Origin of the sequence: Achromobacter sp. UMC71 (genome assembly GCF_014170305.1) — a bacterium.
Classification (GTDB): Bacteria; Pseudomonadota; Gammaproteobacteria; order Burkholderiales; family Burkholderiaceae_B; genus Achromobacter.
The window spans coordinates 314,104-329,417 of the sequence record NZ_LZZT01000010.1; the positions used below are offsets into that span (position 1 = coordinate 314,104).

Below are 15,314 nucleotides of genomic sequence, written 5' to 3' on the forward strand. Positions count from 1 at the left end.
CAAGATTGCAGGCGGGGGTTGCCCGCCGGCGAACGCGGAAATGACAAGCTTTATTCGCCGCCGGTGCCGGGAAAAAACCGGGGCCGGCTGATTCTGGGTGAAGTCGGGGTGGGTTTCAAGCGGGGCGGGTCGCACTCGATCGGCGCCTTCCTCAGGCCTTGGCGGGGCCGGCTGGCGGGCGGCCGGACGGCGCTGGCGGCCCGGCCAAGGCTGGACGCTGGCGCCCTGCGGGGCTAGGATAGGCGCAGCGTTTCGGCAGGCTCGGCGACGCTCGCGATATCCTTCTTCTTTAATGCGTCCCTAATTAAAATATTTATATAAAATATGGGGACGCATTAAGGTTATGGATAAAATGGCGCAACTTTGTCAGGAGAGCATGTTCATGTCTCAAGTTCCTACCCATGCCTTGCCGTCTTATCTGAATGCCGACGATCTCGGCCCCTGGGGTAATTACCTGCAACAAGTCGATCGGGTCACCCCGTACCTCGGCTCGCTGGCTCGCTGGGTCGAGACCCTGAAGCGCCCGAAGCGTTCGCTGATCGTCGATGTGCCGATCGAGCTGGACAACGGTAGCGTGGCCCACTTCGAGGGCTACCGCGTGCAGCACAACACCTCGCGCGGCCCGGGCAAGGGCGGCGTGCGTTTCCACCAGGACGTGACCCTGTCGGAAGTGATGGCACTGGCCGCATGGATGTCGGTCAAGAACGCCGCGGTGAACCTGCCCTACGGCGGCGCCAAGGGCGGCATCCGTGTCGATCCGCGCAAGCTGTCGCAATCCGAACTCGAGCGCATGACGCGCCGCTACACCTCGGAAATCGGCGTCATCATCGGACCGTCCAAGGACATCCCCGCGCCTGACGTGAACACCAACGCCCAGACCATGGCCTGGATGATGGACACGTACTCCATGAACGAAGGCTCCACCGCCACTGGCGTGGTGACCGGCAAGCCAATCGCGCTGGGCGGCAGCCTGGGCCGCGTCGAGGCCACCGGCCGCGGCGTGTTCGTGGTCGGCTGCGAAGCCGCGCGCGACCTGAACATCGACGTGTCCAAGGCACGCGTGGTGGTGCAGGGCTTCGGCAACGTGGGCGGCACCGCCGCCCGTCTGTTCCACGAAGCCGGCGCCAAGGTCATCGCGGCGCAGGACCACACCGGCACCGTGCACAACCCGGCCGGCCTGGACGTGCACAAGCTGCTGTCGCATGTGTCGCAGCATGGCGGCGTGGGCGGCTTCTCGGGCGGCCAGCCCCTGGATAAGGACGAATTCTGGACGCTGGAAACCGAATTCCTGATCCCGGCGGCCCTGGAAAGCCAGATCACCGTCAACAACGCGGCCAAGGTGCGCGCCAAGATCGTGGTGGAAGGCGCCAACGGCCCGACCACCCCGGAAGCGGACGACATCCTGGCTGAACACGGCGTCTACGTGGTGCCGGACGTGCTGGCCAACGCCGGCGGCGTGACCGTGTCGTACTTCGAGTGGGTGCAGGACTTCTCCAGCTTCTTCTGGAGCGAAGACGAAATCAACCAGCGCCTGGAACGCATCATGCGCGAAGCCTACGCCTCGGTGGCGCAGGTGGCCAAGGAACACAAGGTGACGCTGCGCACCGCCGCGTTCATCGTGGCTTGCACGCGGATCCTGCAAGCCCGCCAGGTGCGCGGCCTGTACCCGTAAGGTCTTCTTGCGCCGGGTTCAGGTCCGGCGCTGGAGGAGCAGTGAGGAAGACAAGCACGCCGCCCCGCAAGGGGCGGTTTGCATTTGGGGCGGGAACCTTGGACGAGGCCACCCGGGGCAAGCCGTCATCGGAGGGGGCGATCCGTTGACGGCCGCGCCGGCGGCCGGCCGCATCATGACTTGGGCAACAGCTCCGGCTTGAGGATGCCGCGCAGGTCGGCGTAGGGCAGGGTCAGCTCGGGCTCGCCGTAGGAGTAGGGCGCGATGGAGTAGGCGTCGAACTTGACCACGATGCCGTCGCGCGTGAGCGCGAAATTGTCGCTTTCCTGGAACGGCCACATTTTGCTGTAGGCCGCCGGGTCCCGCTTGGCGTCGGCGTTGCCGGCCAGCCATTTGGCGTGGGCGCGCTGCAGCGCGGCGACGTATTCGGCATGGCGGCCGGGGATCAGCGCTTCGTCCAGCGCCATGACGCGGCCGCGGCTGCGTTGCCAGTTCAGGTACTGGGTGGCGGGGATGCCGTGCGCGGCGCCGGTCAGGAACTGCTCGGTGTGCAGTTCGATGGACACGATGTCGCCCACCGTGTCCTTGACGCTGGCCTTGAAGTAGGTGGCGTCGCGGGGGCGGGCCGTGGACCAGAAGTACTGGGTGTATTCCGACAGCGTTTCGTAGGGGCCGCGGCGGTTGGCGTCGGTGCCGGTCATGTAGGCCAGCACGTGATCGACCAGCGCGGTCAGCTTCGGGATGCCCGGAAACGACACGGTGTCGATTTCGATGCGGGGGCAGTCGCCCTTGCAGCCGGGTTTGTCGGACGACCACTTGATGCGTTCGGTGGACAGGTCGCCTACTTTTTCGGGCGTGGCGGACTGCGAGGCCGAGGCCGGCGAGTCCAGCGTGATGTTGGCGGGCGGCGAACTGCCGCAGCCGGCCAGCGCCAGCAAGGCGGCGCCCAGCAGCAGGGCGTGGATCCCGCCGCGAGGCGTAAAGGGGCGACGCATTGAACTACCTCCAGAAAAACCCGGCCGCGCCGCGAGGGCGCAGCCGTCGAACGTAAACCCGGGGGCCGTCAGGGGACGACCGCGGTCCATTCGGGCGTGGAGAACTTGTCGGCGGCCTGGGCCTGGGCATTGGCCAGCGTGGCGGCGCCCAGTTGGCCGGGCGTCAGGCGGTGCAGCCCGGCGAAGGTGTCGACCATCCGCTGGATGATGACCTCGCGCGCCAGTCCGGTCTGGGTGCGCAGCGGATCGACGCGTTTCTTGGCGCTGGTGGTGCCCTTGTCCGACAGTTTCTCGCGCCCGATGCGCAAGACTTCCACCATTTTATCGGCGTCGATGTCGTAGGACATGGTGACGTGGTGCAGCACCGCGCCGGCGCGGCGCGCCTGGGCGGCGCCGCCGATCTTGCCGATGTCCGACGCGATGTCGTTCAGCGGCTGATACCAGGCCTTGATGCCCAGGTCGTGCAGCGCCTGCAGCACCCAGGCGTCCAGGAAAGCATAGGATTCCTGGAAGCTCATGCCATGCACCAGCGCCTGCGGCGCGCTGAGCGAGTAGGTGATGCTGTTGCCCGGTTCGATGAACATGGCGCCGCCGCCGCTGACGCGGCGCACGACTTCGATGCCATGACGCGCGGCGCCGTCGGGGTCGACTTCATTCTTGAGCGATTGGAAGCGGCCGATCACGACCGCGGGCGCCGACCATTCCCAGATGCGCAAGGTGGGCGGGCGCGTGCCAGCCCCGACCTCGTCGGTGATGACGGCGTCCAGCGCCATGTGCAGCGCCGGCGCCTGCGGCGCTTCGTGGATCAGTTGCCAGTCGTAGTCGTTCCAGTCGGTACGCGTCATGCCAGGGCCCTCCGCAGCACCACGGCCACGGCTTCGGCCGAAAAGCCGAACATTTCGGTGTTGGCGGGCAGCGCCGACTGCACCGCCACGGCCAGTTCCAGTTCGGCGGAATCGGCCGGCAGGCCATTCAGGCCCTCGTTGATGGCTTCCAGGGCTTCGGGCGGTTCCAGGAAAAAGTCGCCGCTGATACGGACATTGGCCAGGCGGCCGTCCTGTACGTCCAGGTCCGCAACCACCAGCTTGCCGCCGGGGACTTTGTATTCGCCGTGCATGGAGCACTCCTTAATGTCGGGCCTGGACCCGGGCGGGCTACAGGCTCAGTTTCATGCCGTCGTGGCTGGCCACGAAACCCAGGCTTTCGTAGAAGCGGCGGGCGTCGGGCCGGGCGCGGTCGGTGGTCAGCTGCACCAGATCGCAACCTTGCGACCGGCACTGCGCGATGGCCCACTCGAACATGGTGCGCCCCAGGCCCTGGCCGCGCGAGGACGAGGCGATGCGCACGCTCTCGATCTGTCCGCGCCATTGGCCCAGCCGCGACAGGCCGGGTATGAACGATAACTGCAAACAGCCGACCAGGGCCGCATCGCGTTCGACCACCGCGAAGAACTGGTTCGGATCCTGCTCGATGGCGGTAAAGGCGGAAGTGTAGCGGGGGTTGAGCGGAATGGAAGGATCTTCGCGCTTGGCGCCCAGTTCGTCGTCGGCCAGCATGGCGACGATCTGGGGCAGGTCGGCCAGGCGGGCCCGGCGAAAACGCAGCGGCGAGCCGGTGTCGGCGGTCTTGTCGGTCATGGCGGCTCCGGGTTCAGCGCACGTTCTGGGCGGTCTGGCCGAACAGGACGCGGCGCGATTCCTCGTCGCTGATCGACGGCGCGGTGTTGATGCGGTCGGCCAGCGCGTAGGCGCGCTGGGTGGCCGGGCGCGCAGCGATCGCGTCGAACCAGCGCTTCAGGTGCGGGAAGTCGTTCAGGTCCTGGCCCTGTTTGGCGTGCGGCACGATCCAGGGGTAGGCCGCCATGTCGGCGATGGAGTAGTCGCCGGCGACGAATTCGCGGTCGGCCAGGCGCTTGTTCAGCACGCCGTAGAGGCGGTTGGTTTCCTTCACGTAGCGCTCGATGGCGTAGGGGATGCGTTCGGGGGCGTAGCCGGAAAAGTGGTGGTTCTGGCCGGCCATGGGGCCCAGGCCGCCCATCTGCCAGAAGAGCCATTGCGACACTTCGGCGCGGCCGCGCACGTCGGCGGGCAGGAAGCGGCCGGTCTTTTCGGCCAGGTACTGCAGGATGGCGCCGGACTCGAACAGCGAGATCGGCGCGCCGCCGCCGGCCGGCGCCTGGTCGACGATGGCGGGAATGCGGTTGTTGGGGGCGATGGCCAGGAACGCCGGCTTGAACTGGTCGCCTTTGCTGATGTTGACGGGATGGATCTGGTACGGCAGCCCGGTTTCTTCCAGGAAGATCGTGATCTTGTGGCCGTTGGGGGTGGTCCAGTAATAGAGATCGATCATGCGGATTCCTTAGCGTCTTGGCGCCGCCGGCCTGGGCCGGCGGATCGGAAAACCATGATAGCGGGGGGCAAGGGGAGGCAGGACGAATAACCGGGGACCGGGTGCGGGTTTGTCCGGGGCCGGCCCGCACCGGGGACAGGCCGGCCCGTGACCGGGCCTGGCGGTGTCCGGGCGCCGGCGCTCAGGCCGCGCCCGGCTTGGCGCCGCCGCGCAGGCGCCATTGCCAGTTCAGACTGACCCCGGCCGCCGCCAGGAAGATCAGCGCCACGCCCGCGACCTGGGTGGCGTCCATGCGGTGTCCGTACACGACCAGGTCCAGCAGGATGGCCACGGCCGGGTAGATGAAGCTGAGCGCGGCGGTGGAGGTGGTCGGCAGCTTCTGGATGGCCGAGTACATCAGGATGTACATCAGGCAGGTGTGGATCACCCCCAGCGCCACCAGGTAGCCCCATTGCAGCGGCGCGGCGGGCAGGGCGTTGAAGTCGGCCATGGGCAGCAGCATCACCGCGCCCAGCGTCACCTGCACCAGCGCCAGCACCTGCGGCGGGATGCCCTTCAGGCGCTTGACGATCACGGCGGTGACGCCGTAGAGCGCCGCCGCGCCCAGACCCAGCAGCAGGCCCGACAGATAGGCGCTGCCGCCGGCGCCCGCAGTATCGGTCAGGCGCAGCACCAGCAGCAGCCCGGCGAAGGCGACCACCGACCAGGCCAGCTTGCCGCGGCTGGGGCGTTCGCCCAGGAACAGGGCGCCCAGGCCGATCAGGAAAAACGGCTGTACGTTATAGACGGCGGTGGCCAGCGAGATCGAGGCCAGCCGGTAGGCCGAAAACAGCAGCACCCAGTTCAGCACCAGCGCGGCGCCCGCCGCCAGCGCCAGGGCCAGCGTCCTGGCGGTGAACAGGCCGGGCTTGAGCAGGCCGCGGGCCCAGCAATACAGGAACAGCGACAGGGCGCCGAAAACGCAGCGGAAGAACACGACGTTCCAGGCGCTTTGGCCGGACTCCAGGACGAACACGCCCAGGGTGCCCGACAGGGTCATGGCGGCGGCCATTTGCGCCAGGCCGAGGCGATCGGAAGAGGGGGACATGAGGGGCTCCAGGCGGCCGTGCGGCCAGGGATTCGATGGAGAAATTATCCCAGGCTGATCGCGCTGGCTATATGATGTTGCTACGGCAGTTTTGTTTTAGAACCTTCATTTAGGTGGAATTTATGCAAAACGACCTAAAGAATGAAACCCCGGTGCTGGATGGTATCGACCGTCGCCTGGTCGAGACCCTGACGGCCAACGCGCGCACCACCACGGCCGACCTGGCGCGGCAGGTCGGCATGTCCGCGCCCAGCGTGGCCGACCGCCTGCGGCGGCTGGAAGAATCCGGGGTGATCCGCGCCTACACGCTGGATGTGGATCCGGTGGCGCTGGGCTACACGCTGGAAGCGATCGTGCGGATCCGGCCGCTGCCCGGGCAACTGCGGCGGGTCGAGGGCCTGATCCAGGAGATTCCGGATTTCGTGGAATGCGACAAGGTCACGGGCGACGACTGCTTCATCGCGCGGCTGGTGCTGCGGTCGATCACGCACCTGGACGGCATCCTGGAACGCGTGACCGAATTCGCCGAAACCAACACCGCCATCGTCAAGGCGCACACGGTGCGCCGGCGCTTGCCGCCGCTGCGTTGAGCGCGGGCGGCGCCAGGCAGGCGCCGCCCTTGCGGGCCGGCGCGCCAGCCCGGTTTTGCCTCAGGCGGCGGGCGCCGCCAGCGCGCGGACGATGTCGTCCTTCAATCCCGCAGGCGTATCGGTGGGGGCGTAGCGCTTGATCACCTGGCCGTCGCGGCCCACCAGGAACTTGGTGAAGTTCCACTTGATGCCCTCGGTGCCGAACACGCCGGGCTTCTCGCCTTTCAGCCAGCGGTACAGCGGATGGGCGTCGGCGCCGTTGACGTCGATCTTGGCGAACAGCGGAAAAGTAATGTCGTATTGGGTCGAGCAGAAGTTCAGGATCTCGGCTTCGTCGCCCGGTTCCTGGCGGCCAAACTGGTCGCACGGAAAGCCCAGCACCGTCAGGCCGTCGTCGCGCAGGCTGCGGTACAGCTCTTCCAGGCCCGAATACTGCGGCGTGAAGCCGCACTTGGACGCGACGTTGACCACCAGCAGTACGCGGCCGCGGTAGGCGTCCAGCGGCTGGTCGGCGCCATGGATGTCGCGGGCCGAGAAATCGAAGATCGTGCTCATGGAGGCTCCTGTCAGGCGTCGAATCGGGACGAGGCCAGCTCGCTGGCTTGCCGCGGCTGCGCCATCCCGGCATGGCGCCCATAGTAGCGCGTGCCCCACAAGGTCAGCAGTAGCACGGCGATGGCGATGGCGGCCGACATCCAGGGCAGGTCGGTCAGCGGCAGACCGTGGCCCAGCGCCACGCTGCCCAGCCAGGCGCCGCCGGCATTGCCCAGGTTGAACGCGCCCTGGTTCAGCGTCGATGCCAGATTGGGGGCGTCGGCCGCCTGGTCCACGATCAGGGTCTGCAACAGCGGCACCACGGCAAAGCCCAGCATGCCCCAGATGAAGGTCATGACCAGCATCGGCGCGAGCGCGTGGATGGCCTGGCTGAGCGCCAGGAACACCAGCACCAGGCCCAGGAAGATGCGGCGCAGCGAGACTTCCAGGCTGCGGTCGCCCAGCTTGCCGCCCAGGGTGCTGCCCACCGTCAGGGCCACGCCAAACAGCAGCAGCACGCCGGTCACGCCGCGTTCGGACACGCCGGTGACGTCGCGCAGGATCGGCGCGATGTAGGTCAACACGCAGAACAGCGAGGCCGACGCCAGCACGCTGGCCAGCAGCGGCCAGAGCACGCGGATATCGCGCAGCACCTTGAATTCACGCAGGATGTTGCCCGGCTTCATCGGGATGCGCCCCGGCAGCCACGCCGCCAGCGCCGCGACGGCGGCCATGCCGATGCCGCTGACCACCCAGAAGGTCGAGCGCCAGCCAGCCACCTGGCCCAGCGCCGTGCCCAGCGGCACGCCCAGCACGTTGGCCAGCGTCAGGCCGGTGAACATCAGCGCGATCGCGCTGGAGCGCTGGTTGCGCGGCACCAGGTCCGCCGCCACCACCGCGCCGATGCCGAAGAAGGCGCCGTGGCAGAAGGCCGTGAAGACCCGCGCCGCCATCAGCAGCCCATAGTTGGGCGCCAGCGCACAGAGCAGGTTGCCCAGCACGAAGGTGCTGGCCAGGCCGATCAGCGTGGCCTTGCGCGGCAGCTTGGCGGTGATGATGGCCATGATGGGCGCGCCGATCACCACGCCCATGGCGTAGCCGGTGATCAGGAGACCGGCGATGTCGATGGTGACATCGAGGTCGGCGGCGACGTTGGGCAACAGGCCCATGATGACGAATTCGCTGGTGCCGATGCCAAAAGCGGCGGCGGCCAGCGCGATGAGATGCAGGGGCATGGGAAACCGGAAGGGGATGGACCGGCGGCTGGATTGGCGCGCCGGCAAAGACGAGTGGGCAATTTTAGGGCCGCCGGACACGGACGCCACGGCAAGGCCCTGCCAATGGTACGGGTAATCCCTGACGGAAAGATGTCAGGCCCGACGTTCTGGCCCCTACACCAGCTTCAGGTCCAGCGGCGCGATGCCGGGGAAGACCTGCGCCAGGCGGGTCTTGTCCAGGCCATACAGGCGCGCGAACAGGCCGGCGAACAGGGCGCGGTATTCGTTCAGCACGGGGTAGTCGCGATCCTGGAACAGGGTGTCGCGGGCGACCTTGGCCTGGCGCCCGGCGATGCGGCCGCCGTGCACCTGGCCGCCCAGCACCCAATAGACCGTGCCGTGGCCGTGGTCGGTGCCCTTGTTGCCGTTTTCACGGAAGGTGCGGCCGAATTCGCTGATGACCACCACGGTGGTCTGCTTCCAGGCCGCGCCCATGCTTTCGGCGTAGGCGGCCAGCGCCCGGCCCAGCTGGCCCAGCCGATTGGCCAGTACGCCGTTGGCCGCGCCCTGGCCCACGTGGGTGTCCCAGCCGCCCACGTCCACGAAGCCCAGGTTGTAGCGGTCGCTCATGAAGCGGCCGATGCGGCGCGCTTCCTGTTCCAGCTTGCCGGCCGATACCGCGTTGCCGTTGGCGGCCTGCATCTCGGCTTCCAGTTCTTCGCGCGCCGCGCCCATGATGCGCTGGCCTTCCGTGACCGAGGCGTTCAAGTCGGTGTGCTGGTACATCGAGGCGATGACGCGGTTGTCGTTGTCGCTCAGGCGCGACTTGCGGCTGGCGCCGCCCAGGTCGATGTTGGGCACGCGCGCGTTGCCGCGGAAAATCTGCGGCACTTCCGAGGTAAAGGCCGCCGACTGCGCGCCGGCCGAGCCCAGCGCGGCGGCCAGGCGGTTCAGGAAGCCCGAGCGGAAGTCGCCGTCCTTGGCCCGGGCCGCGCCCTGGCCGAGTTCGATGCTGTTCTGGGTTTCGAAGTGGCTGCGGCTGATGTCGTCGGTGCCGGCGAAGGGCACGAAGGCCAGCTGGCGCTTCTGGTAGAACGGCATCAGGCTGTCGGCCAGCGCCGGGTGCAGCGCCCAGCCGTCGGCCAGGGGCAAGGCGGCGCCCGCGCCGCTGCCGGGCCGGGCGATGGCGATGGTGGGGCGCGATTCGTAATAGAAGTCGCTGCCGGCCGGCACCAGCAGGCTGGCGGCGTCGTAGGCGCCGCGCATGAACACGACCAGCAGTTTGTTGCCCGCGGCGGCGGGGGCGGCGTACAGGCGGCTGGCGCCGAAGGCCAGCGGCGCCGAGGCCATGAGCTGCAGAATGCGGCGGCGATGCATGTCGGGACTCCTGACGGGCCGCGGGTCAGCGGCGCATGAATTCGGGCGAGGCCAACAGATAGGTGTTGGCGTCCTTGGGCGTCCTGGCCTGGGCGATGGCCTGGCGGGTGGCCGGCGACAGGCGCGCGAACAGGCCGTCGTCGGCGTTTTCGCGCAGCAGGTCGGGCATGCGCGGCAGTTCCACCGGGCCCTTGTCGTCGCCCTCGCGATAGAAGGCCTGCGGCCCGGCGGCGATGGCGCGCGCCACTTCAAAGCGCGCGGTCATCTGGCCCGAGCCCGCCCAGTCCGACTGCGCTTGGGGATAGCCGTCGGGCGTCAGGCGCTGGTTCAGCGGCTGGCCCAGCTGGCGCAGCATGGCCATGCCCGGGCGCGTGCTGACGATGGGCGGCAGGTCCGCATAGGCCAGGCGGAGGGCGGAATACACGTAGTGCACCGGATCCTTGAACACACCCGTCTTGAGCGACTGCGCGAATTCCGGCGAGGTGAACAGCGTCTGCAGGATGGCGGCGATGTCGCCGTCCCGCGCGAGGAAGGTCTTGCTCATCTTGTCGATCACCGAGGCCGGCGGCGCGTCGCCCATGAAATAGGCTGCGAGCTTGGTGCTGACGAAACGCGCGGTGGCCGGATGGCGCGCCAGCAGGTCGACGGCCTGGTCCACTTCGGCCAAGCCCGCGCCGCGGATCGTGTGGCCCAAAAAGACCTTGTCGCCGTAGTCGTGGCGCGCGGGATTGAAGAGGAAGAGACCATCCTGCACGAGTTGGCCGCGCAGCTCGGGCCGCAGCTTGGGCGGGCCGTCCGGGTTGCGGATGCCCAGGCCGGTCAGGATGCGCGCCAGTTCCTGCACATCGTTTTGCGTGTAGCCGCCCTTGACGCCCAGCGTATGCAGTTCCATCAGTTCGCGGGCGTAGTTTTCGTTGATGCGGCCGACGGCATTCTGGGTGTTGTCCAGGTACACCAGCATCGCGGGCGAGCGCAGCGTGGCCGCCAGCAGGTCGCGGAATTTGCCCAGCGCGCGCGGCCGGATGGCGCGCTCTTCGTACTGGTCGATGTAGGTGCCGATATCATTCTTGGCCGCATAGACGCTGAAGTGGTTCATCCAGAACCAGGTCATCTGCTCTTGCAGCTGGTTGGGCGAATACAGCGCGCGGTAGAACGCGCGGCTGGCCGTGTCGTCGGCGCGCTGGCGCGAGATGATGCGCGCATCGCGCTGCGCCTGCTGCCTGGATTCGGGGTCGGCTTCCTTGGCGTCCTTGCGCATCGCGCGTTGTTCGGCCTGCGCGTCGTCGGCGCTTTGACGCGAGATCGACAGCGCGTCGATGCGCTGTTGCACCGCGGCCGGGAGGCGGGCGCGCGGATCGGGATGCAGTTGCGCCTGCAGATAACGCGCCGTGCCCAGTTCATGCAGGCGCGCCAATTCGGCGGGCGTGGCGCCCCAGGTGATGCGGTTGACCAGGGCCGCGTCCAGCGCGCGGGCGTCGGCGTCGCGAGCGTTGCGTGGTGCCGGGGTGTTGTCCGGCTCGGCTGCGCAAGCCGCGGGCGTGATGCAAGGCGCGGGCGTGACGTTGGCTGCCTGAGCTGCCAGCGGCAACAGCAGCAGGGGTGTCAGGCGGCGCAGGAAGCGGCGCAAATCCAGCATACAGCGGGCACCTTTGGCGGAACGGGGCAGGCCCGCGGTCAGCAGGCGGTCAGGTCTGGCGCGTGGCGCACAGACCTTGAGTGTGTGACAGGATAGTCGCTCGATCATTCCCGTCGGTGCACGGCTTGAAACGCAGGGAAACCGATCATTTTCCGGATGGCCGCCGCTATCCCTGCGCGGCGCGGGGCCATTGCCGTCCCGACACGCGGGGCGGCCTATGATGTGCCATCGCAGTCAGCGCATGCGGCGCAAAGGAGGCCGGCGATGCAGGAAATGATCGACCGTTTGGAAGCCATGTTGGCCAAGGGCACCGACAACATGTTGTTGCGATTTTCGTTGGGCAAGGCCTATGCCGAACAGGATTGCTTTCGCGAAGCCGAAACCCATCTGCGCGCCTCGCTCGTGTTCGACCCCGCTTATTCGGTGGCGTGGAAATGGCTGGGCAAGGCTTGCCTGGGCTTGGGTGACAAGGCGGGCGCGCGCGCGGCCTGGGAGTCGGGCCTGAAGGCCGCGCAGGCGCGCGGCGACAAGCAGGTGGAAAAAGAACTGCTGGTGTTCATCAAGCGACTGGACAAGGATGCGGCCGCGGCGCAATGACGCGGCGGGTTGCATCGGCGTGTTGACGCCGCGCATTGAGGCGGCGAGTGTCAGCGATTGACGGCGCCGCATGCCGGCAGCGCCGGGCGCGTCATGGTTCGCCCGCTTCCTGCGCGGCTTGGGCCAGCCACAGTTTCAGTGCCGCCAGCGCGGGCGCCGCGCCGGCCGGTGTCGAACGCGGTTCGATCAGGCCATAGGCCGAGCCATCCGGCGTAAATCCCAGCGGCGCCACCAGGCGGCCCGTGCGTAGATCATCCAGCGCCAGGATGCGCGGACTGAGCGCCACGCCCAGCCCCGCCGCCGCCGATTCCACCATCAGGAAGTGATGATCCAGCCACCGCGTGCTGCGCGGCGCGGGATGCGCGGGCGCTTGCGCCAGCCAGTCGTCCCAGCCCTGTGGCCGGGTGCGCGAGGCCAGCGCCACGTAATCGCCCGATAGAAAGACCGGGAGCAGCGCGGGGGCCATGACAGGCCCCATGCTTTCCGGCATCAGCGGTGTGACCGTCCAATCGGGATGCACCGGAAAATCCAGCCGCCGTAGCGCTAGCGTGACCTGGTCGCGCGAAAAATCCAGCGGACCGCCGCCCACCGACAGATGCAGTTCGATGTCCGGATGCCGATCCTGAAAGGCTGACAGCCGCGGAATCAGCCAGCGCATCGCTACCGAACGTTCACACGACAGCACCACCGGCCGCTTGGCGCCGCGGTCTTGCAGCGTGTCGATGGCGCCGTTGACGAGCGCCAGCGCCCGGTTCATGGATGACGCCAGCAACTGCCCGGCAGCCGTGATGCGCAGGCCGCGGCCGGCGGGTTCGACCAGCACCAGCCCCAGGTCGTCGGACAGTTTGGCCACGCGCCGGCTGACCGCGCCGTGCGTCAGCGACAGTTCATCGGCGGCGGCGCGCATCGAGCCCAGGCGCGCCACCGCCTCGAAGGCGCGCAGGTCGTTCAGGGAGGGCCGGCGGGCTGCGGTCATTGGTGAGATTTCATCACGTATAAACGTCAGGAATTATGGATATTCCTCGTTGGTGATATGCATTTTAATCACCAATATGAACACACCCGCAGCCTTTTTCCGCAGCATCGGCATCATCGCCGACGACCTGACCAGTGCCGCCGACGGCGCCGGCCCCTTCCTGCCCTGGGCCGGTCCGGCACAGGTGTGCCGTGGCGTCAGCGGTGACGACGGGCCGCGCATCCTGTCGCTGGATACCGGTAGCCGTGTCTTGGCTGAAATGGACGCCGCACAAGCCGCGGCGGCTGCGGCGGCGGCATTGGCCGGCCGTGACGTGCTTTACAAGACCATGGATTCCACGCTGCGCGGGCATATCCGCGCCGAATTGGCGGCGGCGTTCCGCGCCAGCGGCCGGCACTTGCTGGTGGTGGCCCCCGCGTTTGCCGACGCGGGCCGCGTGACGCTGGGCGGCAACCAGTACGTGCATGGCCAATTGGTGGCTGCCAGCGTGTATGGCGCCGATCCCGTGCATCCGGCGCGCACGTCCCGCATCCTGGATCTGGTCGATCCGGCCATCGGCCCGGCCCGCGTCATCACCGAAGACGCCAGCGCCGCGCAGGTGCGCGCCGCCGCCGGCGCGTCGCGGGTGCTGGTGCTGGACGCGAGCACGCAACAGGCGTTGGACGACCGGGTGGCGCAGTTGATGGCGCAGGGCGGATCGGTGCTGTGGGCGGGCTCGCCGGGCATGGCGCGCGCGCTGGCCGCACAATGCGGCGGCGCGGCGGTCGCGGCGCCCGAGCCGGTCCGGGCGCTGCGCGTGCTGATCGTCGTGGGCAGCGCCAATCCCGTCAGCCATGCGCAATGCGACGCGCTGCGGGCCGCCGGCGCCCAAGTGACGCGGCACGCAGACGAGATCCATCCCGACGCCCAGGTGGTCTGCCTGCAAGCGCCCAGCACGTCGCAGGCTGATTCCGCTGTGGTGCTGGCGGCCCTGACGCGCCAGGCCATGCAGGCGCTGGCGCGCCACCGCTTCGACGGCCTGATCGCCACCGGCGGCGACACGCTGGCCGCGTTGCTGGACGCGTTGACGATCCGCGGCTTCACCTTGACCTGCGAACTGGCGCCGGGCTTTCCGGCGGGCGTGGCGGCCGTTGCCGGCCGCGGCCATCGCCTGGCGCTCGCCATGAAGGCCGGCGGCTTCGGCCTCCCGGACGCGCTGCTCGCGGCAGCCATGAAGCTGCTGTGCCGATGACTTTCCCGACCCTGGAGACCCCCAATGCCCTTGCTACCCATGGCCATCACGATGGGCGACCCCGCCGGCATCGGGCCGGAGATCGTCGCCAAGACCTTGCTGCTGCCGCATTACGCCGAACGTTGCCTCGTGGTGGGCGACCCCGGCGCCATGTCGCGGGCGCTGACGGCGCTGGGCGCCGCCGATCGTCTGCAGGTGGTGCAGGACGCGGCCGCCTCACCCTTGCGGGCGGACCGGATCTGCCTGCTGCCGTCGTCCTCGCTGGCGCCGCTGCCGCCGCCGGGCCGCGTGGATCCGGCTTGCGGCCGGGCGGCGTATCAGGCGATCTGCCTGGCCATCGACCTGGCGCGCCAGGGGCGGGTGGCCGGCATGGTCACCGCGCCCATCCATAAAGAGGCGCTGGCCGTGGCCGGCGTGCCGTATCCCGGCCATACCGAAATCCTGGCCGAGCGCGGCGGCGCGTCGCGCGTGGCGATGATGCTGGCCAACGACGCCATCGTCACGGTGCTGGTGACCATCCACTGTTCGCTGCGCCAGGCCATCGAACGCGCCGACTTCGATGCGCAGTTGTCCGCCCTCCGGCTGGCGCACCAGGGCGGCCGCGCCTTGGGCGTGGCGGCGCCCCGGGTGGCCGTGGCCGGGCTGAATCCGCATGCGGGCGAGGGCGGGCTGTTCGGCGACGAAGAGGCGCGCATCATCCGGCCCGCCATCGAGGCTGCCCGGCGCGAAGGCATCGACGCCAGCGGCCCCTGGCCCGGTGACACGGTCTTCATGCAGGCGCGGCAAGGGCGCTTCGACGTGGTGGTGGCGCAATACCACGACCAGGGGCTGATTCCGGTCAAGTACCTGGGCCTGGAGCAGGGCGTGAACATCACGCTGGGGCTGCCGTTCGTGCGCACCAGCCCCGATCACGGCACCGCATTCGACATCGCGGGGCAGGGCATCGCCGATCCGGCCAGCCTGCGCGCCGCCATCGACCGTGCCTTTCAACTGGCCGGGCATGCGCAAGACTTGCCCAAGGCCGCTTTCCCTATCGACAATGCCTGACCAGGA

General features: G+C 68.4%; 16 protein-coding genes. 5 read left to right on the forward strand and 11 right to left on the reverse strand.

Annotated elements, in window-relative coordinates; all coding sequences use genetic code 11:
* Positions 1–382: 382 nt before the first annotated feature.
* Complete coding sequence (locus tag A9974_RS04960; protein ID WP_183003024.1) at positions 383–1,672, forward strand: Glu/Leu/Phe/Val dehydrogenase; 1,290 nt, start codon at positions 383–385, stop codon at positions 1,670–1,672.
* A 173-nt stretch (positions 1,673–1,845) separates the two neighbouring features.
* Here A9974_RS04960 and A9974_RS04965 read toward each other — a convergent pair whose 3' ends face one another.
* The 6 genes from A9974_RS04965 to A9974_RS04990 form a co-directional block, all read right to left on the reverse strand.
* A complete protein-coding gene (locus A9974_RS04965) occupies positions 1,846–2,667 on the reverse strand; it encodes an RsiV family protein (protein ID WP_183003025.1) in 822 nt (273 codons plus the stop codon).
* A gap of 68 nt (positions 2,668–2,735) precedes the next feature.
* Positions 2,736–3,512, reverse strand: a complete 777-nt coding sequence (locus A9974_RS04970) for a biotin/lipoate A/B protein ligase family protein (protein ID WP_183003026.1) — start codon at positions 3,510–3,512, stop codon at positions 2,736–2,738.
* Positions 3,509–3,784 carry a lipoate protein ligase C-terminal domain-containing protein gene (locus A9974_RS04975; RefSeq protein ID WP_183003027.1) on the reverse strand — a complete coding sequence of 92 codons (276 nt, stop codon included), beginning with the start codon at positions 3,782–3,784 and terminating at the stop codon, positions 3,509–3,511. The genes A9974_RS04970 and A9974_RS04975 overlap by 4 nt, the downstream gene beginning before the upstream one ends.
* A gap of 37 nt (positions 3,785–3,821) precedes the next feature.
* The gene (locus A9974_RS04980; RefSeq protein WP_183003028.1) at positions 3,822–4,304 is read right to left on the reverse strand and encodes a GNAT family N-acetyltransferase; all 483 of its coding nucleotides are present in this window, start codon (positions 4,302–4,304) and stop codon (positions 3,822–3,824) included.
* A 13-nt stretch (positions 4,305–4,317) separates the two neighbouring features.
* Positions 4,318–5,016 carry a glutathione S-transferase N-terminal domain-containing protein gene (locus A9974_RS04985; protein ID WP_183003029.1) on the reverse strand — a complete coding sequence of 233 codons (699 nt, stop codon included), beginning with the start codon at positions 5,014–5,016 and terminating at the stop codon, positions 4,318–4,320.
* Positions 5,017–5,197: 181 nt separating this feature from the next.
* Complete coding sequence (locus tag A9974_RS04990; protein WP_183003030.1) at positions 5,198–6,103, reverse strand: DMT family transporter; 906 nt, start codon at positions 6,101–6,103, stop codon at positions 5,198–5,200.
* A 122-nt stretch (positions 6,104–6,225) separates the two neighbouring features.
* Here A9974_RS04990 and A9974_RS04995 point away from each other — a divergent pair, with 122 nt between their 5' ends.
* Positions 6,226–6,693 carry an Lrp/AsnC family transcriptional regulator gene (locus A9974_RS04995; RefSeq protein ID WP_183003031.1) on the forward strand — a complete coding sequence of 156 codons (468 nt, stop codon included), beginning with the start codon at positions 6,226–6,228 and terminating at the stop codon, positions 6,691–6,693.
* A gap of 60 nt (positions 6,694–6,753) precedes the next feature.
* Here A9974_RS04995 and A9974_RS05000 read toward each other — a convergent pair whose 3' ends face one another.
* From A9974_RS05000 to A9974_RS05015, 4 genes are all read right to left on the reverse strand, one after another.
* On the reverse strand, positions 6,754–7,248 hold the full coding sequence (locus tag A9974_RS05000; protein WP_183003032.1) for a glutathione peroxidase: 495 nt from the start codon (positions 7,246–7,248) through the stop codon (positions 6,754–6,756).
* 11 nt (positions 7,249–7,259) lie between these two features.
* The gene (locus A9974_RS05005; protein ID WP_183003033.1) at positions 7,260–8,462 is read right to left on the reverse strand and encodes an MFS transporter; all 1,203 of its coding nucleotides are present in this window, start codon (positions 8,460–8,462) and stop codon (positions 7,260–7,262) included.
* A gap of 156 nt (positions 8,463–8,618) precedes the next feature.
* Positions 8,619–9,821 carry a DUF1501 domain-containing protein gene (locus A9974_RS05010; RefSeq protein ID WP_183003034.1) on the reverse strand — a complete coding sequence of 401 codons (1,203 nt, stop codon included), beginning with the start codon at positions 9,819–9,821 and terminating at the stop codon, positions 8,619–8,621.
* Between the two features lie 25 nt (positions 9,822–9,846).
* Entirely contained in the window at positions 9,847–11,457 is a 1,611-nt protein-coding gene (locus tag A9974_RS05015) for a DUF1800 domain-containing protein (RefSeq protein WP_183003035.1), read from the reverse strand.
* A gap of 264 nt (positions 11,458–11,721) precedes the next feature.
* On the opposite strand from A9974_RS05015, the gene A9974_RS05020 reads away from it, so the two are divergent.
* Complete coding sequence (locus A9974_RS05020; RefSeq protein ID WP_183003036.1) at positions 11,722–12,054, forward strand: hypothetical protein; 333 nt, start codon at positions 11,722–11,724, stop codon at positions 12,052–12,054.
* A gap of 91 nt (positions 12,055–12,145) precedes the next feature.
* Here the strand turns inward: A9974_RS05020 and A9974_RS05025 are convergent, their stop codons facing one another.
* Positions 12,146–13,030, reverse strand: coding sequence for a LysR substrate-binding domain-containing protein (locus tag A9974_RS05025; RefSeq protein ID WP_183003037.1), 885 nt, complete (start codon positions 13,028–13,030; stop codon positions 12,146–12,148).
* Positions 13,031–13,106: 76 nt separating this feature from the next.
* Between A9974_RS05025 and A9974_RS05030 the strand changes: the two genes are divergently transcribed.
* Both A9974_RS05030 and pdxA read left to right on the forward strand, forming a co-directional pair.
* Positions 13,107–14,261, forward strand: coding sequence for a four-carbon acid sugar kinase family protein (locus A9974_RS05030; RefSeq protein WP_183003038.1), 1,155 nt, complete (start codon positions 13,107–13,109; stop codon positions 14,259–14,261).
* A gap of 24 nt (positions 14,262–14,285) precedes the next feature.
* Positions 14,286–15,308, forward strand: coding sequence for a 4-hydroxythreonine-4-phosphate dehydrogenase PdxA (pdxA, locus tag A9974_RS05035; RefSeq protein ID WP_183003039.1), 1,023 nt, complete (start codon positions 14,286–14,288; stop codon positions 15,306–15,308).
* Positions 15,309–15,314 lie beyond the last annotated feature (6 nt).